This is a genomic window from Pseudomonas sp. LBUM1662 (assembly GCF_059695915.1).
Genome location: NZ_CP166793.1, coordinates 4,917,591 through 4,937,250, shown reverse-complemented (window position 1 = coordinate 4,937,250; position 19,660 = coordinate 4,917,591). Strand labels below are relative to the sequence as shown.

The following is a 19,660-nucleotide window of genomic DNA, read 5'->3' as shown; positions in this document are numbered from 1 at the left end:
ATCAGATTCCTTGTTCACTGAGCCACAGGTTCAGGGCCGCCAATTGCCACAGCTTGGAGCCGCGCAACGGGGTCAACTGGCCTTGCGGATCGGTCAGCAGACGGTCGAGCATGGCCGGGTTGAACAGGCCGCGATCCTGGCTTGGATCGAGCAGCAGTTCGCGCACCCAGTTCAGCGTATCGCCCTGCAAATGCTTGAGGCCGGGGACCGGGAAGTAACCTTTCTTGCGATCGATCACTTCACTCGGAATCACCAGTCGCGCGGCTTCTTTCAACACTTGCTTGCCGCCATCCGGCAGTTTGAATTTGCCCGGCACCCGGGCCGACAATTCCACCAGGCGATAATCAAGAAACGGCGTACGCGCTTCCAGGCCCCAGGCCATGGTCATGTTGTCGACGCGTTTGACCGGGTCGTCCACCAGCATCACCGTGCTGTCCAGACGCAAGGCTTTATCCACCGCCGCATCGGCACCGGGCTGTGCGAAATGTTCCTTCACGAAGTCACCGGCGGCGTCATTCGCCGTCAGCCATTTCGGTTGCACGGTGGCGGCGTAGTCCTCGTAGCTGCGGTCGAAGAACGCATCGCGATAGGCCGCGTACGGATCGGCGGCGCCGTCCACTTGCGGATACCAGTGATAACCGGCGAACAACTCATCCGCACCCTGGCCGCTCTGCACCACCTTGCAATGCTTGGCCACTTCCCGAGACAGCAGGTAGAAGGCGATGCAGTCATGGCTGACCATCGGCTCGCTCATGGCGCGGAACGCCGCCGGCAGTTGCTCGATGATCTCGCTTTCATTGATGCGCAGTTGATGGTGCTGGGTGTTGTAGTGCTTGGCGATCAAGTCCGAATACTGGAACTCGTCGCCCCGTTCGCCGCCGGCATCCTGGAAACCGATGGAGAAGGTCGACAGGTTTTCCACGCCGACTTCACGCAACAGACCCACGAGCATGCTCGAGTCGACACCGCCCGAAAGCAGTACGCCGACGTCCACGGCAGCACGTTGACGAATCGCCACCGCGTCGCGGGTGCTGTCGAGTACACGGTCACGCCAGTCTTCGAGTGTCAGATTCATCTCGTCGGCGTGTGGGCCGTAGGGCAGGGTCCACCAGGTTTTCTGTTCGGTGGTGCCATCCGCTTCAACGCGCATCCAGGTAGCGGGCGGCAGTTTTTCGATGCCGGCCAGCAGGGTGCGTGGAGCGGGAACCACCGCATGGAAATTCAGGTAGTGGTTGAGCGCTACCGGATCGAGGATCGGGTTGATGTCGCCGCCCTTGAGCAGCGCCGGCAACGCCGAGGCAAAGCGCAAGCGTTGACCGGTGCGCGACAGGTACAGCGGCTTCACGCCGAGACGGTCGCGGGCGATGAACAGGCGCTTGGCGTCACGCTCCCAAATGGCGAAGGCGAACATGCCATTGAGTTTCGGCAACAGCGCTTCGCCCCAGGCGTGATAGCCCTTGAGCAACACTTCGGTGTCACCGCCGGAATAGAAGGCATACCCGAGGCTTTCAAGCTCGGTGCGCAGTTCCGGGAAGTTGTAAATCGCGCCATTGAAGGCCAGGGACAAGCCCAACTGGTTGTCGACCATCGGCTGCGCCGAGCCGTCCGACAGGTCCATGATTTTCAGGCGACGGTGGCCCAGGGCAATCGGTCCCTGGCTATGAAAACCCCACGCGTCCGGGCCGCGAGGGGCCAGGTGATGGGTGATTCGTTCAACGGCCGCGAGGTCCGCAGGTTGTTGATCAAAGCGTAACTCGCCAGCTAATCCGCACATAAAGTCCTTACCGGTTTTTCCGTTGGGGAGGGTCAATCGGTACGCGCCAAAACGGCGGGTACTCAGAAACTGACTCCGCTCGCTAGTGGGAGTTTTAGAACGATAAGTTATAAGCGGGGGTTGCCGGACAAATGGCAGGTGCAGCACAGGTGTGCATTGCAGGGGTGGTAATTATTGATGTGATGCATACGAGTAGCTGCTCGGAAGCACGGCGATTCGACCCAGTATTCGAATTATCAATTGCCTGTTGCACTTCATAGACTGAGCGCCTCTAAACGCAATAAGGATATTGCTCATGCCAGACACACCCGCCAAAGCCGCTACTGCGGCTGTGCCAATGACACCCGCGCAACATCTTGAGGCGTTGCTGGAACACACTGCTGATCTGGATAAGGCGCAAGTGCTGCAAGCGTCTATTCCAGAATGGTTGGCTACTGCAGATCTGACCGTGGTGCAGGCTTTGAGAGCCGCGTTCGAGCAATCTTTTGTCGTTCAAGGCAAGGCCACAGCGGCGCTTGAGGCGCTTACGCCGCTGGACGAGTTCTGCAAAGTGCAACTGACCGATTTCCTCAAGCGCAGATGGACAATCGATTTCGACGTCGAGCGGGACACGCTGGAGGTCACCCACATAAGGTATGTGTCGACAGGGCTGCTGCCGATAGGCTACGAGAATAAAACAAACACTCCCTCACGCAGCCTGCTGCACATGGCCATGGAAAACTTCACCCTGGATGAAACCCTGAGCCAGGGTGTTTTCAAGGACTCATCGATACACATCAACAAGATTTCCAAGCCAAGCCCGGAAATAACCCCTGCGATATTCGCTGCACTGTGCCGCGATCTCGACCTCGGTGCCCGCTATCAGCGTCATCTCAGCGACGCCTTGGCATTGCCGGCCAAACCCGAAAAAGATGCGCCTGTCGATGATCGCGCCTCCACTGCCGATATCCGGCGGTTGAAGGTGCTGGACATGCAAGTCGCCCTCCATATCGCCTACTTGAAAAAGGACATCACCCACGCCGTTTATACGATGCTGCTGAACGTGATCGAACAGGATGTTCCGGCGGCGCAAACCAGCGACGCAGTGTTTGATGGCGGGCCGGTGCATTGGCAAGGTTTGACGATTCATGGCGCCTGCATCTGCGGGGTGCTGGTCTTTACCCGAGTCTCCATCGATACCGAGTCGAAGGCCAGATGCGTGGTTTACATGCCGAATGAACCCCGACGACCCGTGTATGAATACGCCTCGCTGGAGGACTTCAAGGTCTACCTCACCCTCAAATTGCAAAGTACAAGCTACCGGAAATTTTTCGTCGGGCAGTACCTGCACGGTCACGATAAAACCGGGTTTTTTGCACAATTCGACAAAAACAGGATGTTGGGCACCCTCGTTGCCGCTCCCGCCGATACGTGCCTTGCCGATTTTTTCTTCAGTTCCTTCGTTAGCAAGGCTCAGCAAGACGCACTAACCCTGGCTATCCCGACTGAAAATGTCGATGCGCAGCAACGGGAAAAAACCATTCAGATGTTGCAGGATGGAGGCCTTCTGCTGTTGAACGCGGCCGCTTTTTTCGTACCGGTGATCGGCCAATTGATGCTGGCGACGGCCGTCGTCGACATCGTCAGCGAGGTGTATGAAGGGGTCGTTGACTGGACACATGGCGAGCGAACCGAGGCGTTGTCGCACTTGCTGAATGTTGTCGAAAACGTCGCACAAATGGCGGCGTTTGCGGCGGGTAGCAAAATCATCTCGCAAGCTGTCAGCAGAGGCGTGAAAGAACAGGCGGCATTCTTCGACGGTTTCGAGGCCGTCACTCGCACTGATGGCAAAGCAAGACTTTGGAAGCCCGACCTCGAACCTTACAAACAGTCCACCACACTGACTGGCGACGTAAAGCCTGATTCGCAAGGGTTGTACCGGCATGCCGGGCAGACTTCGATTGTCATGGATGGGGCTCGCTATGAAGTCACCCGCAACGCGGCGGGGACGGCCTGGACCATCAAGCATCCTGTGCGAACTAATGCCTACCAGCCTGCCGTCGAGCGAAATGTGGAGGGTGGACGGCGACATGCCCATGAACACGCACACGAGTGGCGCGACGGTGCTTATTCATTGGGACGCACGGATCAACGCTTGAGCGAACTCGGCAGTGACCTTGACGCGATTGCCGAAATCACCGGCATGACGCCTGACAAGTTGCACCATTTGCATGAACGCAATTTCAAGTTGCCGCAGCGTCTGAATGACTGTGCCGAGCGCTTCAAGATAGACCAGCGCATCACCAGGATGGTCACCGCGATGGAGCGGGGAGAGACCGCAAACACAGCGTTTGTCCAGGAGCAACTGCATACATTGCCCAGGTTGCAAGGCTGGCCGGCAGAGCGCTTCATTGAAGTGAGAGACGCCGAAAACCTGGCCGTGTCCCGCTTTCCCGAGACCGCCTCGCTTGATGATGTCGACAACAGCGTGCTTGTCAGCCAGGCGCAACTGGATGCGGGGCAACTGCTCGATACCGTCATCGATGGGCTCTACTCGAATGAAGTCGAGGGCATCATCGGTCGCACGACAACGGAATCGAAAGCGTCGCTGTTGGCAAAGGAGATCGCGAAAAACCTCAAGAGCAATCGCCAGCCGCTGTATGAGTGGCTCTACAAAGCTTATGACGGCACGGCCTCCGGTGACGTTGCGACACTGCGTGAACACGCCCCTGACCTTCCCACTCGCGTGTGTCAGGAGTTGCTTGAAAACGCCTCCGGCAGAGATCGCAGCTTTCTGCGTGACCGCAAGATCCCCGGCGTGGATCTCGCCCGGCAGGTCAGCGAGGCACAGGCAACAATACGGCAGGACCGGGCACTCATGGGGTTGCACCGTCCGCTACTGGCCAGTGCCGACACCGACAAACTGGCGCTCGGGCTGATGGATCGTGTGCAAGGCTGGGACGACGGCTATCGCCTTGAAGTACGACAGGGCTCAGTGACCGGTACCTTGCTGGACAGTGTGGGCGAAACTGACGCGCCGACTCGCGGAGTCATCGTCAAGAAGACCGCTGGCTATCAGGTCACCCAAAGCAACGGCAATGTGTCCTCCACCCTGACGAGCGACACGCTGCTCGAGGCGATACATGACGCATTGCCTGCCACCCAACGCAATCGCATGGGTTTCACGAACAACGAAGCATTGGATATCCCGACACTGCGCTCACGACTGCTGAGGGTTGCCATCAGCGATCCGGCGCTGACCGGGCGGGTGCTGCGGGGTGAACACAGCGAGACGCCGAAATACCTTTCCGCCTGTGTCCAGGCAGATCCCCCCGTTGCGAACCCTTATGCAAGGGGCCTGATTCGTAAGGTCAAAAAACTTTACCCGCTGTTCACGGACGCCCAGGTTTCGTCGTTTCTCGATGATGCTGGAAGTACCCAGACGGAGCGGGTGAATCAAATAAAGGAGCTAGAGCAGCAACTGAAGAAACTGCGCGGCGTGCTGCACACCTGGCGTGACGATGAAGTGGAAATGAAGACGCTGCCGGGCCAACTCAACGATATCCGTGTGAGTCGTCGTCAGGTGGCCAATACCATCGAAAACTGTTGGCGTCGGATCTCAGATCCGCGTTGGCCGCAAAATCAGCCCGTTACAGCGCTCACACTGGAGCGCAGCCCGGTGGGCCCGTTGCCGACACTGACAGAGCAGGATGTCGTACATGTGCGCAGCCTCTCCATCAAGGATATGCAGGCCGGGGACGAGCTGGTGTATTTCCTCAAACCGTTCAAAGGGCTTGTCACACTGGAGCTGGAACGCAATCAACTCACACGATTGCCTGAGGTGTTGTCGCATATGCCCAAGCTTGAACACTTGCGGTTGGACGGTAATCAGATACAGCTGACCGAACACACGTTGCGCAAACTGGCCGACATGCGCAATCTGCGCACGCTGGGGCTCAGCGGCAATCGTTTGGGTGCCACAATCGACGTCAGCAAAATGCTTGATCTGCAAACGCTGTTATTGCGCGATACGCACGCCACGGAACTGCCTGTCGGTCTTTACCGTCCGCCGTACCTGGAGTTCGTGGACCTGAAAGGTAACCAGATTCGCGAGTTGCCAGGCTGGTTGTTCCAGGCCCCTCGACGATTCGCGCGAACGATGAACCTAAAGAATAACCCTGTCTCCGAGGCGAGTCTGACCCAGCTGAAGGCTTACCGCGACAATACGGGCACCGGCATGGGCCTGCTGGAAGATGATACTGCGATGTTCACTGAGCTAAGGGCCCGAGACCTGTGGATGCCCCATTCGCTCGAAGGCAACTATGCCAGTCGAAACCGTGCATGGATGGCGCTGAAGAACGAACCCGATTCGAAAGAGTTCTTTGAATTGCTGGCAGCCATCGGAGACACAGCGGATAGCCGCTTTGTGCGCGAGGACATGACCCGGCGGGTCTGGGATGTCATTCAGGCGGGGGAGAGGGATTCTGAGTTGCGCGCTCGATTGCTGACGATGGCGGTAAAAGGCAATTGCGATGATGCCGCGGCGACGATTTTCAGTCATCTTGAAGTAGCGGTCGAGCTTGATACGTTGGTTCGGCAGGCCGCGAATTCACATGATGAGGCCGCCCGGTTACTAAGTCTTGGGCGGCGCCTGTTCCGCCAGGACTATCTTGCGAAGATCGCTGAGCAACATGTTGTAAATGCCAAAATCAGGCCTGATCCGGTGGAAGTCGAACTGGCCTACCGAACCGGTCTGGCTGAAAAACTCGATCTTGTCGGCCAGCCCAGGCATATGCGCTTTGCAGCGCTTGGAGGCGTGACAGCGGAAAACCTGAAGACGGCAATCAACAAGGTCTTCGCCGCAGAGCTTTCGCATGAGTTGCTCGATGACCTGAGTAGCCGATCGTTCTGGGTTGAATTTTTGCGACAGCATCATCAACAGCAGTTCAGCGATCTGGTTGCGCCTTTCCATGTGCGGATGGAGACGGCTTTTGAAAGCCAGGCAACGCTTGGCGTGCAATACCGTTCAGTGGTCGACGGCATCGCCGATGAGCTGAAGAAGGCCGAGACCGATTTGCTGAAGCGTCTGACCGAGGCGGCCATGAAGGCTGACGAAGCAAGGACTTGCTTTGCACTGGATTGAATGCCTCAGGCCTTGCCGCGTATCAAGCGACGCAAGCTGAATCGGTTTGGATGACACGCCTCGGCCACGGCTCTGGGCAATGGCAGCGGTTCGTTGTCGAGCCAGGCTGCCAGCAACTCGCCTGACAACGGAGCGGTGATCAGCCCTCGAGAACCATGGCCGCTGTTGACGTACAAACCGTCCAGCCATGGGCAAGGGATGTCGGGTGTTTGCCGGGCATCCTTGCTCAGGGCGATGTAAGCGTCGGCGAAGGCTTGACCGTCAGCCAAAGGGCCGACAATCGGCAGGTAGTCCGGGCTGGTGCAGCGAAACGCCGCGCGACCTTCAAGTGCATCGGGTTGCAAGGCGTCTGCGCCGAGTCGGGCGACCAGGTCCACCGAGATTTCTTCGAGCATCTGCAGGTTGCCGGCGTGTTCGGCAGCGGTGGGCGTCAGGTCGTCGTTGGTGAAATCGAAACTCGCGCCGAGGGTGTGTTCACCCAGACGGGCCGGCGCGACATAACCTTCAGCGCACACGACGGTGCTCAGGCTTTGGCTTGCCGGTGTCTGCCGCAAGCGAGTGATCTGTCCGCGAATACGTTTGAGCGGCAAATCGCTGCTGAAGTCGAAACGCTTGATCTCGGCAGCACCGGCCAGCACCGCCACGGGCGCGGCGGCCAGCAACTGGTCGCCATCCCACGCTTGCCATTGCCCCTCTACACGACGCAGTTCCAGTACATCGTGATGGGTCAGGACCCGGATATTCGGATGCGATGCTTGCCATGTGCACAGGGCGGGCGGATGCACCCAACCGCCTTCGGGGTAAAACAGGCCACCGGATGGCAGTGCGATGCCCGCGCGAATCTCGGCGTGTTCCCGATCGAGGGTGTGCAGCAAATCCCCGGAAAATGCCGCCGCCAATTGTGCCTGGCGTTCTGCTTCCTTGGCGTTGAAGGCCAGTTGCAACACGCCGCAATCATCCCAGTCGACGTCGCGCTGCAAGTGTTCCAGCAGGCGTCGGGTGTGGCCGAAACCACTGACAATCAATTGGGACAACGCCGTGCCGTGGGCGGACAGCTTGAGGTACAACACGCCTTGCGGATTGCCCGACGCTTCCTGCGCGATACCGTCATGACGCTCCAGCAAACTCACCTGCCAACCCCGCGTGGCCAGACTGGCCGCCGTGGCGCAACCGGCCAGACCGGCGCCGATCACCAAGGCATGACGCTCGCCGGTCAACGGGGCCGGACGCGCAAACCAGGGTTTCGCAATGACAGGCGCAGGTGTTTCTTCAGGCCAGCCAAGAAACACCCCGCGCAGGATTTCCCATTTGTGGCCGATGCCGGGCGTGCGCTTCATCTTGAAGCCCGCCGCGTTCAGCAGACGGCGTACCCAACCGGTGCTGGTGAAGGTGCTGATGGTCGAGCCGGGCGCTGCCAACCGTGCCAGTTCGGCAAACAACTCGGAGGTCCACATGTCGGGGTTTTTCGCCGGGGCGAAACCGTCGAGAAACCAGGCGTCGATCTGTGCGTCCAGTTGCGGTAATTGCTCCAGCGCATCGCCGATCAGCAAGGTCAGAGTGACGCGACCGTTGTCCAGAACCAGTCGCTGGAAGCCTTGATGGATCGCCACGTACTGCGCCAGCAATTGATCGGCAAACGGCTTGAGCTCCGGCCACAACGCCAAGGCTCGCTGCAAGTCTGGCTGGCTTAGCGGGTACTTTTCCACGCTGACAAAATGCAGCCGCGCACCGGCCACCGCGTGCTGCTCGAACAGCTGCCAGGCGCAGAGGAAGTTAAGTCCGGTGCCGAAACCGGTTTCGCCAATGACCAGCCGACCGCCGTCCGGCAGCGCGGCGAAGCGTTCACGCAACCCGTTCTGTTCGAGGAAAACGTAGCGGGTTTCTTCAAGGCCTGACTTGTCCGAAAAGTAGACGTCGTCGAACACTCGCGAATACGGGCGACCCTGGTCGTCCCAGTCGAGTTGGGCGTGAGGCAATACAGGTTTCATGGCAGGCTCGGCAACGGCAAGGCGGCCATTCTAGCTGATCGACGGGGCGATGCTTGCACGACCGCCGACTCGCAGAAAATCCTGTAGCAGCTGCCGAGGCTCGAGGCTGCGTTGCGTGTCCGCAGGACCGCCTTGAAGGGCCGCTGCGCAGCCCAACGCACCCTCGTGCCTCGGCACCTGCTACAGGGAACGGTGGTGCGGTGAAGAAATGGATTCTTCCACGCAAAAGAACTCAATCCGCTAGTCTTGCTCAATCTGGAAAGGGAGCCGTCCATGTTTGAATCTGCTGAAATCGGTCACGCCATCGACAAAGAAACCTACGAAGCTGAAGTGCCGGCGCTGCGTGAAGCGTTGCTTGAAGTGCAGTTCGAACTTCAGCAGCAAAAGCGCTTTCCGGTGATCATCCTGATCAACGGCATCGAAGGCGCCGGCAAGGGCGAGACGGTCAAGTTGCTCAACGAGTGGATGGATCCGCGTCTGATCGAAGTCCGCACTTTCGATCAGCAGACCGATGAAGAGCTGGCGCGACCACCCGCCTGGCGGTATTGGCGGATGCTCCCGGCCAAGGGGCGCATGGGGATTTTCTTTGGCAACTGGTACAGCCAGATGCTCCAGGGCCGGGTCCATGGGTTGTTCAAGGACGCCGTGCTGGATCAGGCAATCAATCAGTCCGAGCGCTTTGAAAAAATGCTCTGCGACGAAGGCGCGCTGATTTTCAAATTCTGGTTTCACCTCTCCAAGAAGCAAATGAAAGCCCGTCTCAAGGCGCTCGCCGACGACCCCTTGCACAGCTGGCGCATCAGTCCGCTGGACTGGCAACAATCGCGCACCTACGACAAATTTGTGAAGTACGGCGAGCGCGTGTTGCGCCGCACCAGCCGCGACTACGCGCCCTGGCATGTGATTGAAGGCGTGGATGCGCATTACCGCAGTCTGGCGGTGGGCAAAATCCTGCTCGAAGGCCTGCAAAGTGCCTTGAAGCGATCCAGGATCCATCCGGCCAAGGTCAACGCTGCGCCCCTGCCGATTCATGTTGATCAGTTGAACCTGCTCGACAGCCTCGACTTGAGTCAACACCTGGACAAGGACGATTACGAAGAACAGCTGATTACCGAGCAGGCACGATTCTCGGGACTGATGCGCGACAAACGCATGAAGCAACATGCGCTGGTCGCGGTGTTCGAAGGCAATGATGCGGCGGGCAAGGGCGGGGCGATTCGTCGTGTCGCGGCGGCGCTCGATCCACGTCAGTACAGCATCGTGCCGATTGCCGCGCCCACCGAAGAGGAAAGGGCTCAACCGTATTTGTGGCGCTTCTGGCGGCACCTTCCGGCCAAGGGCAAGTTCACGGTGTTCGATCGCTCCTGGTACGGGCGCGTGCTGGTGGAGCGCGTCGAAGGTTTCTGTCCGCCGGCTGACTGGCTGCGGGCCTACAGCGAGATCAATGATTTCGAAGAGCAGATTTCCGAGTCGGGCGTCATTGTGGTCAAGTTCTGGCTGGCCATTGACAAGGAAACACAGCTGGAGCGTTTCGAGGCGCGCGAAGAAATCCCCTTCAAACGTTTCAAGATCACTGAAGACGACTGGCGCAACCGCGACAAATGGGACGCTTACCGCGCGGCCGTCGGCGACATGGTTGACCGTACCAGCACCGAAATCTCACCGTGGACCCTGGTGGAGGCCAATGACAAGCGCTGGGCCCGGGTCAAGGTTCTGCGCACGATCAACCATGCGCTGGAAGAAGCGTTCGAGAAATCAGACAAGCACGACAAGAAGAACAAAAAACGCAAGTCGTGAGCCGATGGTTACGCATACGCGGGGTGAATGATTGTCGCGGTCGGTTATGGGGTGGACTTATGCTCGGTCCACTCTCAACCGACAACAACAATGAGGTATGCCATGCGTGAAGTGGTGATCGTCGACAGCGTGCGGACCGGCCTGGCCAAATCCTTTCGCGGCAAGTTCAACCAGACCCGTCCGGATGACATGGCGGCACATTGCGTCGATGCCTTGTTGGCGCGCACCGGCATCGACCCGGCCAGCGTCGAGGATTGCATCGTCGGTGCGGGCTCCAACGAAGGCGCCCAGGGTTACAACATCGGTCGCAACGTCGCGGTGTTGTCGCGCCTGGGCATCGGCACCGCGGGCATGACCCTCAACCGGTTCTGTTCATCGGGTTTGCAGGCCATCGCCATTGCTGCCAACCAGATCGCGTCGGGCTGCAGCGACATCATCGTGGCCGGTGGCGTTGAATCCATCAGCCTGACCATGAAAAGCGTGAACACCGACAACCTGATCAACCCGCTTTTGAAAGAGCAGGTGCCGGGCATCTACTTCCCGATGGGCCAGACCGCCGAAATCGTCGCGCGCCGTTACGGCGTCAGTCGCCAGGAGCAGGATCTGTACGCCCTGCAAAGTCAGCAGCGCACCGCTCAGGCTCAGGCCGATGGCTTGTTCGATGATGAAATCGTGCCGATGGCGGTGAAGTACCGGGTTGAAGACAAGGCCACCGGTCAGATCCAGATCCTCGACGGGATCGTCGATCGCGACGACTGCAACCGCCCGGACACCACGCTGGAAAGCCTGGCCGGGTTGAAACCGGTGTTTGCCGAGGACGGTTCGGTGACGGCGGGCAACTCGTCGCAACTGTCCGATGGCGCGTCGATGACGCTGGTGATGAGCCTGGAAAAAGCCCTGGAACTGGGCCTCAAGCCCAAGGCGTTCTTCCGCGGTTTCGCGGTGGCCGGGTGTGCGCCGGACGAGATGGGCATCGGCCCAGTGTTCTCGGTGCCGAAACTGCTCAAGGCCAAGGGGTTGCAGGTGGCCGACATTGATCTGTGGGAGCTCAACGAGGCATTTGCCTCGCAGTGCCTGTACAGCCGCAACCGCCTGGAAATCGATAACGACAAGTACAACGTCAACGGCGGCTCGATTTCCATCGGCCACCCGTTCGGCATGACCGGTTCGCGTCAGGTCGGGCACATTGTGCGTGAGTTGCAGCGACGCAACTTGCGTTACGGCGTGGTCACTATGTGCGTCGGGGGCGGGATGGGGGCGACGGGGTTGTTTGAAGCGGTGCGTTAAGCCTTCAAGGTGGGTGGTGATTGTTGGATCGCCTTCGCGAGCAAGCCCGCTCCCACACTCGACCTGCATAGCGCAGATCCAATGTGGGAGCGGGCTTGCTCGCGAAGGCAGCACCTCGGTCTAACGCCTGGCTCCCAAAACCTGCATCCGCGCGATGTAAGCCTGAATCTCCCGCTCCACCGCCTGCGGATTTTCAAACGGCCCCTCCAGCGTATTTTCCCGAGTGCTGAAAAACAGTTCCCCGTTCACCCGACACACCCGGTCGCAGCGAAAGTGCGTGGCGGGAGCGTTGTCCTGGGCGCGCATGCCGTACATGGCGATCTCCTGAAGGCTGTTCCTGTGGGCGGATCCAATGAGCTTATGCATGAACCACTTGCGGCGCCCGACCAACCGATCGACGGCGCATCGCCAAATTAATGGTGCGACCTGCACAGTTTCATTCGCGGCCAGTCGCCAACTGTCCCTGTGTCGCGCCGGGGTCTGCGCCTAGAATGGTGTTTCTTGCCATCTGGCTTTGGGGTTCGCATGCACATTTCATCCGGTCGCTGGGTTTATGGTCTGTTCCTGGCCTTGCTGACCGCCGTTCTGTGGGGAATCCTGCCGATCAAACTCAAACAAGTCCTGCTGGTGATGGACCCGGTGACGGTGACCTGGTTTCGCCTGACGGTGTCCGGTGGCTGCCTGTTCATTTATCTGGCCGCGACCAAACGCCTGCCGAGCCGCAAAGTCCTCGGCCCGCGTGGTGGGTGGCTGGTGTTGATGGCGGTGCTCGGCCTGGTCGGCAACTACGTGCTGTACCTGATGGGCCTTAACCTGCTGAGCCCCGGCACCGCGCAACTGGTGGTGCAGATGGGCCCGATCATGTTGCTGATCGCCAGTCTGTTTGTGTTCAAGGAACGCTTCAGTGTGGGGCAGGGGATTGGTTTGCTGGTGCTGCTGATTGGCTTCGCACTCTTCTTCAATCAACGCCTGGCCGAGTTATTGACCTCGTTGACCGATTACACCGCGGGCGTGTTGCTGGTGCTGCTGGCGTCCACAGTCTGGACCTTCTATGCCTTGGGGCAGAAGCAATTGCTGACGGTGTGGAATTCGTTGCAGGTGATGATGGTGATCTATCTGTTCTGCGCTTTATTGCTGACGCCGTGGGTGCATCCGTTGGAGGCCCTGCAGTTGAGCCCGCTGCAAGGCTGGTTGCTGCTGGCGTGTTGCATGAACACCTTGATTGCCTACGGTGCATTTGCCGAAGCGCTGGCCCATTGGGAAGCTTCGCGAGTCAGTGCGACGCTGGCGATTACGCCGTTGGTGACGTTTGGCGCGGTGGCCGTGGCGGCGTGGGCGTGGCCGGAATTTGTGCATGCCGAGACGATCAACGGCCTGGGGTATGGCGGGGCGGTGTTGGTGGTGGTGGGATCGGCGTTGGTGGCCCTTGGGCCGTCGTTGATTGCCGGGCTCAGGGCGCGGCGGATGAAGATGGCTGCCAGTTAAACCGTGTCATGTTCATCGCGGGCAAGCCTCGCTCCTACAGGGTTTGTGTCGATCACAATATTCAGGATCGACACAAACCTGTAGGAGCGAGGCTTGCCCGCGAAGGCTGACTGTCAGGCGCTACAAAATTCAGCCCTTGGCACCGGCCTCAAGCATATTCTCCGGCCTTACCCACGCATCAAACTGTTCATCCGTCAGATACCCCAGCTGCAACGCCGCCTCACGCAAGGTCAGCCCCTCGCTGTAAGCCTTCTTGGCAATCTCCGCCGATTTGTCATAACCGATATGCGGGTTCAGCGCGGTCACCAGCATCAACCCACGCTCCAGGTGCTCAGCCATTTTTGCTGCATCCGGTTCAAGCCCGGCGATGCAATGCTGCTGGAAGTTGCTGCAGCCATCGCCCAGCAGGCGGATCGATTGCAACAGGTTGTGGATGATCACCGGTTTGAACACGTTCAGCTGCAAGTGCCCCTGACTCGCCGCAAAACCGATGGCGACGTCGTTGCCCAGGACCTGGCACGCCAGCATCGACAAGGCTTCGCATTGGGTTGGATTGACCTTGCCCGGCATGATCGAGCTGCCCGGTTCGTTGGCCGGCAGTTTCACTTCGGCAAAACCGGCACGCGGCCCGGAACCCAGCAGGCGCAGGTCGTTGGCGATTTTCATCAGGGTCACGGCGAGGGTTTTCAATGCGCCAGAGAGGGTGGTCAGCGGTTCATGGCCGGCCAGCGCGGCGAACTTGTTCGGTGCGGTGACGAACGGCAGGCCGGAGAGGGCGGCCAACTCCGCAGCGATCGCTTCACCAAAACCGTGGGGCGAATTCAGCCCGGTGCCGACCGCGGTGCCGCCCTGGGCCAGTTCACAGACCGCCGGCAGCGCGCTGCGGATCGCCCGTTCGGCGTAATCCAGTTGCGCGATGAACGCCGAGAGTTCCTGGCCGAAGGTGATCGGCGTGGCGTCCATCATGTGGGTACGGCCGGTCTTGACCAGTTTCATGTGCCGCGCCGACAACTCGGCCAAGCCGCCAGAGAGTTCACTGATCGCCGGCAGCAAATGCTGCTGCACGGCTTGGGCGGCGGCAATATGCATGGCGGTCGGGAAGCAGTCGTTTGAGCTTTGGGAGCGATTGACGTGATCGTTGGGGTGAACCGGCGTCTTGCCGCCACGCGGGTTACCGGCCAGCTCGTTGGCGCGACCGGCGATCACTTCGTTGACGTTCATGTTGCTCTGGGTGCCACTGCCGGTCTGCCAGACCACCAGCGGGAACTGGTCGTCGTGGTTACCGTCGAGGACTTCGTCGGCGGCCTGTTCGATCAGGCGGGCGATGTCGGCGGGCAAGTCGCCGTTGCGGTCATTGACCCGCGCCGCGGCTTTCTTGATCAGGGCCAGTGCGTGCAGCACGGCCAGCGGCATGCGTTCGTTGCCAATGGCGAAGTTGATCAGCGAGCGTTGCGTCTGAGCGCCCCAGTAGGCCTCATCCGGGACTTCCACCTGGCCAAGGCTGTCGGTTTCGATACGGCTCATCTTGCACACTCCTGTAGGTCGATAGCGCAGTTTAGGCCGTGATCGCCGGCCGTGGTTCCATCAGTCTGGTTTTTGACCGTTCAACCCCTCTAATTCAGGCCCGACAAGGCTTGGGGTTGAGTGACACACTTTTTTAGGCGCAGAATGGACGCCCTTGGGGTTTTACCTCGCCTGCTAGAAAAGGAAACTCGATGACTCGTCTTCGTGCCATCTGTACCGCGGTTGCACTGGTTTGCGCCAGCGGCCCTGTTTTTGCCGATACCGCCAGCCACAACGCCAGTGCCGAAGCTTTCCTGACCCTGGCGCACGCTGACAAATTGGGCACTCCGGTGTACATGCAAGTGCAGCAAATGTTCGCTCAGCGCTTTGAACAGACCAAAGCCCCTGAATCGAAAAAAGCCTTGCTGGAAACCTACCAGGCCAAAGCCAATGCCGCGCTGGACCAAGCCATTGGCTGGAACAAGCTGAAGCCGGACATGGTCAAGCTCTACACCACCAACTTCAGCGAATCCGAGCTGAAAGATCTGGTCGCGTTCTACAAGTCGCCACTGGGCAAGAAAGTCCTGGAAAAAATGCCGCAGCTGACTCAGCAATCGGCCCAGATGACTCAAGCCAAGCTGGAAAGCGCAGTGCCTGTGGTCAACAAACTGCTGGCTGACATGACTAACGAGCTGGATCCTAAAGCCGGCGCTGCTGCTCCTGCTGCCAAGAAAAAGCCTTAAGCGGAGCCCGGTATGACCATGCAACAACGCATCGAATCGACGCTGGGCCTGTTACAGCCCGAGCATCTGCAAGTGCTGGATGAAAGCCATATGCACAGTCGTGGGTTGCAAACCCATTACAAGGCCGTGGTGGTCAGCCAGCAGTTCGAAGGGCTCAACCGCGTCAAGCGTCACCAGAAAGTCTACGGCACGCTCGGCGAGCTGATGGGCGAGTTCCATGCGTTGGCGCTGCATACCTACACGCCTGAAGAATGGGCACAGATCGACGCGGCTCCGGCCTCGCCGACCTGTGCTGGCGGCAGGTAGGAGCGAGGCTTGCCCGCGAAGGCGTCCTCAAGATCGCCTTCGCGGGCAAGCCTCGCTCCTACAGAAGCACTTATTTTTGTTAGACTGCCCAACGCGCCGCTTACCCGGCGCGTTTTTTTTCGCATCCGGTTCACCCCTTACGAGGGTAGCCACCTGGAGAAACACCCATGACACAACAGATTGTCGTGGCGGCACTGTATAAGTTCGTCACTCTGGAAGATTACGTCGCCCTGCGCGAGCCACTGCTGCAAGCGATGGTCGACAACGGCATCAAAGGCACGCTGCTGATCGCCGAAGAAGGCATCAACGGCACCGTGTCCGGCAGCCGCGAAGGCATTGACGGGCTGATGGCCTGGCTCAAGAACGACCCGCGCATGGACGACATCGACCACAAAGAGTCGTACTGCGACGATCAGCCGTTCTATCGCACCAAAGTCAAACTCAAGAAAGAAATCGTCACCCTCGGCGTCGAAGGCGTGGACCCGAACAAAAAGGTCGGCACCTACGTCGATCCACAGAACTGGAATGCGCTGATCAGCGATCCGGAAGTGCTGTTGATCGACACCCGCAACGATTACGAGGTCTCGATCGGCACCTTCGAAGGCGCCATCGATCCGAAAACCACCAGTTTTCGCGAATTTCCCGATTACATCAAAGCCCACTTCGACCCGGCCGTGCACAAGAAAGTCGCGATGTTCTGCACCGGCGGCATTCGTTGTGAGAAGGCTTCGAGCTACATGCTCAGCCAGGGTTTTGACGAGGTCTATCACCTCAAGGGCGGCATCCTGAAGTACCTCGAAGAGGTGCCGCAGGAAGAAACCAAATGGCAGGGCGACTGCTTCGTGTTCGACAACCGCGTGACCGTGCGTCATGACCTCAGCGAAGGCGACTACGATCAATGTCATGCCTGTCGTACGCCGATCAGCGTCGAAGACCGCGCGTCCGAGCATTACGTGGCCGGCATCAGTTGCCCGCATTGCTGGGATACGCTGAGCGAGAAAACCCGTCGCAGCGCCACGGATCGGCAGAAGCAGATCGAACTGGCCAAGGCGCGCAACCTGCCTCACCCGATCGGCTACAACTACAAGCAAACTCCTTCAGAGGCTTGAACCATGTCTGCCCAACGCCTGCTCTACGTGATGGACCCGATGTGTTCCTGGTGCTGGGGCTTTGCGCCCGTCGCCAACGCGCTGGTCGAGCAGGCGCAGGCGGCAGGGGTGGACGTGCATCTGGTGGTGGGCGGCTTGCGCACCGGCAGCGGCTCGGCATTGGAGCCGACTACCCGGCGCTACATCCTTGAGCATTGGCAAGCCGTCACCCAGGCCACCGGACAACCGTTCAAGACCGAAGGCGCGTTGCCTGACGGTTTTGTCTACGACACCGAGCCTGCCTGTCGGGCGCTGGTGACGGCACGCTACCTGGCACCGGATTGCGCGTGGAAACTGCTCGGTTTGATTCAACACGCGTTCTACGCTGAAGGTCGGGATGTCACTCACGCCAGTGTCCTGGTTGAGTTGGCCGAGCAGGCCGGTCTGCCACGCATCGAGTTTGCGGCGGCGTTCGACCGTGCCGATCAGCACGCGGCGACCGCTGCCGATTTCACCTGGGTACAGGACTTGGGCATTGCCGGTTTCCCGACTTTGCTGGCCGAACGTAATGGCCAACTGGCGCTGTTGACCAATGGCTATCAACCCTTGAGTGAGTTGTCGCCATTGCTCGGTCGTTGGCTGGAGCGCGCTGCCTGTGCATGACCTGCCCGATGACACGCCCGCTCCCAAGCGTGTCGATCGGCTGAGTTGGGCTGAAATCCGTCGCTTGGCCCTTCACCATAAAAAATCCCTGTGGATCGCCAATGGCGTGGCGGTGTTGGCCACCCTGTGCAGCGTGCCGATTCCTCTGCTGCTGCCGTTGCTGGTGGACGAAGTGCTGCTGGGGCACGGCGATTCCGCGCTGAAAATCATGAACCACGCCTTGCCGCTTGGCTGGCAGAAAGCCGCGGGCTACATCGGCCTGATGCTGCTGGTGACCTTGTTTCTGCGCTGTGGCGCCTTGCTGTTCAACGTGGTGCAGGCGAAGTTGTTCGCGGCGCTGGCCAAAGACATCGTGTATCGCATCCGCATCCGGCTGATCGAACGGCTCAAGCGCATTTCCCTGGGGGAATACGAAAGCCTGGGCAGCGGCACGGTGACCACGCACCTGGTCACGGACCTGGACACGCTGGACAAATTTGTCGGCGAGACGCTCAGTCGATTCCTGGTGGCGATGCTGACACTGGTCGGCACCGCCAGCATTCTGATCTGGATGCATTGGAAGCTGGCACTGCTGATCATGTTGTTCAATCCGCTGGTGATCTACGCCACGGTGCAACTGGGCAAGCGGGTCAAGCACCTGAAGAAGCTCGAGAACGACAGCACCTCGCGGTTCACCCAGGCCCTGACCGAAACCCTCGATTCGATTCAGGAAGTGCGCGCCGGCAACCGTCAGGGATTTTTCCTCGGGCGTCTGGGGCAGCGGGCCCGGGAAGTGCGCGATTACGCGGTGAACTCGCAGTGGAAGACCGATGCGTCGAACCGCGCGAGTGGTTTGCTGTTTCAGTTCGGCATCGATATTTTCCGTGCCGCGGCGATGCTCACCGTATTGTTTTCCGACCTGTCCATCGGCCAGATGCTGGCGGTGTTCAGCTACCTGTGGTTCATGATCGGTCCGGTGGAGCAGCTGCTCAATTTGCAGTACGCCTATTACGCCGCCGGAGGTGCGCTGTCGCGGATCAACGAGCTGCTGGCTCGCGCCGACGAGCCGCAATATCCCGGCGGTGTCGATCCGTTCCAGGGACGCGACACCGTGGGCATCGAAGTCCAGGGCTTGAGTTTCGGATACGGCGACGAGTTGGTGTTGAACCAGATGGACCTGTCCATCGCCCCCGGTGAAAAAGTGGCGATCGTCGGTGCCAGCGGCGGTGGCAAGAGCACCTTGGTGCAGCTGCTGCTGGGGTTGTACACGCCCCTTGCCGGGACTATCCGCTTCGGTGGCTCGACCCAGCAAGAGATCGGCCTGGAGACCGTGCGCGAAAACGTCGCCGTGGTCCTGCAACATCCCGCGCTGTTCAACGACACCGTGCGCGCCAATTTGACGATGGGCCGTGTGCGCAGCGACGAGGCCTGCTGGCAGGCGCTGGAAATTGCCCAGCTGAACCAAACTGTTCGAGCGTTGCCTGATGGTTTGGACAGCATCGTCGGACGTTCAGGTGTGCGTTTGTCCGGTGGCCAGCGGCAACGGCTGGCGATTGCGCGAATGGTGCTGGCCGAACCCAAGGTCGTGATTCTCGATGAGGCCACCTCGGCGCTGGACGCTGCCACCGAATACAACCTGCACCAGGCGCTGGCGCGGTTCCTGAGCCACCGCACGACGCTCATCATTGCGCATCGGTTGTCGGCGGTGAAACAGGCCGATCGGGTGCTGGTGTTCGACGGTGGGCAAATTGCCGAGGACGGTGACCATCAGCAGCTGATTGCCGACGGTGGTTTGTACGCCAAGCTTTATGGCCATTTGCAGCAGCATTAGTGACAGTTCGCGCCAGGTTGGCGACAAGAGCACGCAAAATATGGCCATTGGCTTGCCGGGATCGAATACGCACCCTAGTCTAGCTGTAGCGATC

General features: G+C 59.6%; 13 protein-coding genes. 9 read left to right on the top strand and 4 right to left on the bottom strand.

Features of this window, described 5'->3' with window-relative positions; translation table 11 throughout:
- Window position 1: 1 nt before the first annotated feature.
- The gene (locus ACA049_RS22250) at window positions 2–1,774 is read right to left on the bottom strand and encodes an N-acetylglutaminylglutamine amidotransferase (RefSeq protein WP_497329887.1); all 1,773 of its coding nucleotides are present in this window, start codon (window positions 1,772–1,774) and stop codon (window positions 2–4) included.
- A gap of 295 nt (window positions 1,775–2,069) precedes the next feature.
- Here ACA049_RS22250 and ACA049_RS22245 point away from each other — a divergent pair, with 295 nt between their 5' ends.
- Window positions 2,070–6,896, top strand: a complete 4,827-nt coding sequence (locus ACA049_RS22245; protein WP_497329885.1) for an NEL-type E3 ubiquitin ligase domain-containing protein — start codon at window positions 2,070–2,072, stop codon at window positions 6,894–6,896.
- A gap of 5 nt (window positions 6,897–6,901) precedes the next feature.
- Here the strand turns inward: ACA049_RS22245 and mnmC are convergent, their stop codons facing one another.
- Complete coding sequence (gene mnmC / locus ACA049_RS22240) at window positions 6,902–8,884, bottom strand: bifunctional tRNA (5-methylaminomethyl-2-thiouridine)(34)-methyltransferase MnmC2/FAD-dependent 5-carboxymethylaminomethyl-2-thiouridine(34) oxidoreductase MnmC1 (RefSeq protein WP_497329883.1); 1,983 nt, start codon at window positions 8,882–8,884, stop codon at window positions 6,902–6,904.
- 273 nt (window positions 8,885–9,157) lie between these two features.
- Here mnmC and pap point away from each other — a divergent pair, with 273 nt between their 5' ends.
- A complete protein-coding gene (gene pap, locus ACA049_RS22235; RefSeq protein WP_497329881.1) occupies window positions 9,158–10,681 on the top strand; it encodes a polyphosphate:AMP phosphotransferase in 1,524 nt (507 codons plus the stop codon).
- A 102-nt stretch (window positions 10,682–10,783) separates the two neighbouring features.
- Window positions 10,784–11,968: a thiolase family protein gene (locus ACA049_RS22230; RefSeq protein WP_497329879.1), complete on the top strand. Its 1,185-nt coding sequence runs from the start codon at window positions 10,784–10,786 to the stop codon at window positions 11,966–11,968.
- Between the two features lie 120 nt (window positions 11,969–12,088).
- Here the strand turns inward: ACA049_RS22230 and ACA049_RS22225 are convergent, their stop codons facing one another.
- Window positions 12,089–12,283, bottom strand: a complete 195-nt coding sequence (locus ACA049_RS22225; protein WP_497329877.1) for a DUF6316 family protein — start codon at window positions 12,281–12,283, stop codon at window positions 12,089–12,091.
- Window positions 12,284–12,493: 210 nt separating this feature from the next.
- Here ACA049_RS22225 and ACA049_RS22220 point away from each other — a divergent pair, with 210 nt between their 5' ends.
- Window positions 12,494–13,453, top strand: coding sequence for a DMT family transporter (locus ACA049_RS22220; protein WP_497329875.1), 960 nt, complete (start codon window positions 12,494–12,496; stop codon window positions 13,451–13,453).
- A gap of 129 nt (window positions 13,454–13,582) precedes the next feature.
- Here ACA049_RS22220 and ACA049_RS22215 read toward each other — a convergent pair whose 3' ends face one another.
- Window positions 13,583–14,977 (bottom strand): class II fumarate hydratase, encoded by a 1,395-nt coding sequence (locus ACA049_RS22215; RefSeq protein ID WP_497329873.1) that lies wholly within the window; start codon window positions 14,975–14,977, stop codon window positions 13,583–13,585.
- A gap of 191 nt (window positions 14,978–15,168) precedes the next feature.
- On the opposite strand from ACA049_RS22215, the gene ACA049_RS22210 reads away from it, so the two are divergent.
- From ACA049_RS22210 to ACA049_RS22190, 5 genes are all read left to right on the top strand, one after another.
- Complete coding sequence (locus ACA049_RS22210) at window positions 15,169–15,699, top strand: DUF2059 domain-containing protein (protein ID WP_403107373.1); 531 nt, start codon at window positions 15,169–15,171, stop codon at window positions 15,697–15,699.
- A 12-nt stretch (window positions 15,700–15,711) separates the two neighbouring features.
- Complete coding sequence (locus ACA049_RS22205; RefSeq protein ID WP_497329871.1) at window positions 15,712–16,005, top strand: BolA family protein; 294 nt, start codon at window positions 15,712–15,714, stop codon at window positions 16,003–16,005.
- Between the two features lie 167 nt (window positions 16,006–16,172).
- Window positions 16,173–17,114: an oxygen-dependent tRNA uridine(34) hydroxylase TrhO gene (gene trhO, locus ACA049_RS22200; protein ID WP_497329869.1), complete on the top strand. Its 942-nt coding sequence runs from the start codon at window positions 16,173–16,175 to the stop codon at window positions 17,112–17,114.
- A 39-nt stretch (window positions 17,115–17,153) separates the two neighbouring features.
- Window positions 17,154–17,756 (top strand): DsbA family protein, encoded by a 603-nt coding sequence (locus ACA049_RS22195; RefSeq protein WP_497336944.1) that lies wholly within the window; start codon window positions 17,154–17,156, stop codon window positions 17,754–17,756.
- Window positions 17,749–19,566 carry an ABC transporter ATP-binding protein gene (locus tag ACA049_RS22190; protein ID WP_497329867.1) on the top strand — a complete coding sequence of 606 codons (1,818 nt, stop codon included), beginning with the start codon at window positions 17,749–17,751 and terminating at the stop codon, window positions 19,564–19,566. The genes ACA049_RS22195 and ACA049_RS22190 overlap by 8 nt, the downstream gene beginning before the upstream one ends.
- The last annotated feature ends 94 nt before the right edge of the window (window positions 19,567–19,660 follow it).

What these genes read in the sequence shown, in the direction of transcription:
- ACA049_RS22245 (WP_497329885.1), top strand. Translation starts at nt 2,070, where the DNA reads ATGCCAGACACACCCGCCAAAGCCGCTACTGCGGCTGTGCCAATGACA.
- ACA049_RS22225 (WP_497329877.1), bottom strand. Translation starts at nt 12,283, where the DNA reads ATGTACGGCATGCGCGCCCAGGACAACGCTCCCGCCACGCACTTTCGC.
- ACA049_RS22210 (WP_403107373.1), top strand. Translation starts at nt 15,169, where the DNA reads ATGACTCGTCTTCGTGCCATCTGTACCGCGGTTGCACTGGTTTGCGCC.
- ACA049_RS22230 (WP_497329879.1), top strand. Translation starts at nt 10,784, where the DNA reads ATGCGTGAAGTGGTGATCGTCGACAGCGTGCGGACCGGCCTGGCCAAA.
- ACA049_RS22205 (WP_497329871.1), top strand. Translation starts at nt 15,712, where the DNA reads ATGACCATGCAACAACGCATCGAATCGACGCTGGGCCTGTTACAGCCC.
- ACA049_RS22195 (WP_497336944.1), top strand. Translation starts at nt 17,154, where the DNA reads ATGTGTTCCTGGTGCTGGGGCTTTGCGCCCGTCGCCAACGCGCTGGTC.
- ACA049_RS22215 (WP_497329873.1), bottom strand. Translation starts at nt 14,977, where the DNA reads ATGAGCCGTATCGAAACCGACAGCCTTGGCCAGGTGGAAGTCCCGGAT.
- ACA049_RS22250 (WP_497329887.1), bottom strand. Translation starts at nt 1,774, where the DNA reads ATGTGCGGATTAGCTGGCGAGTTACGCTTTGATCAACAACCTGCGGAC.
- pap (WP_497329881.1), top strand. Translation starts at nt 9,158, where the DNA reads ATGTTTGAATCTGCTGAAATCGGTCACGCCATCGACAAAGAAACCTAC.
- trhO (WP_497329869.1), top strand. Translation starts at nt 16,173, where the DNA reads ATGACACAACAGATTGTCGTGGCGGCACTGTATAAGTTCGTCACTCTG.
- mnmC (WP_497329883.1), bottom strand. Translation starts at nt 8,884, where the DNA reads ATGAAACCTGTATTGCCTCACGCCCAACTCGACTGGGACGACCAGGGT.
- ACA049_RS22220 (WP_497329875.1), top strand. Translation starts at nt 12,494, where the DNA reads ATGCACATTTCATCCGGTCGCTGGGTTTATGGTCTGTTCCTGGCCTTG.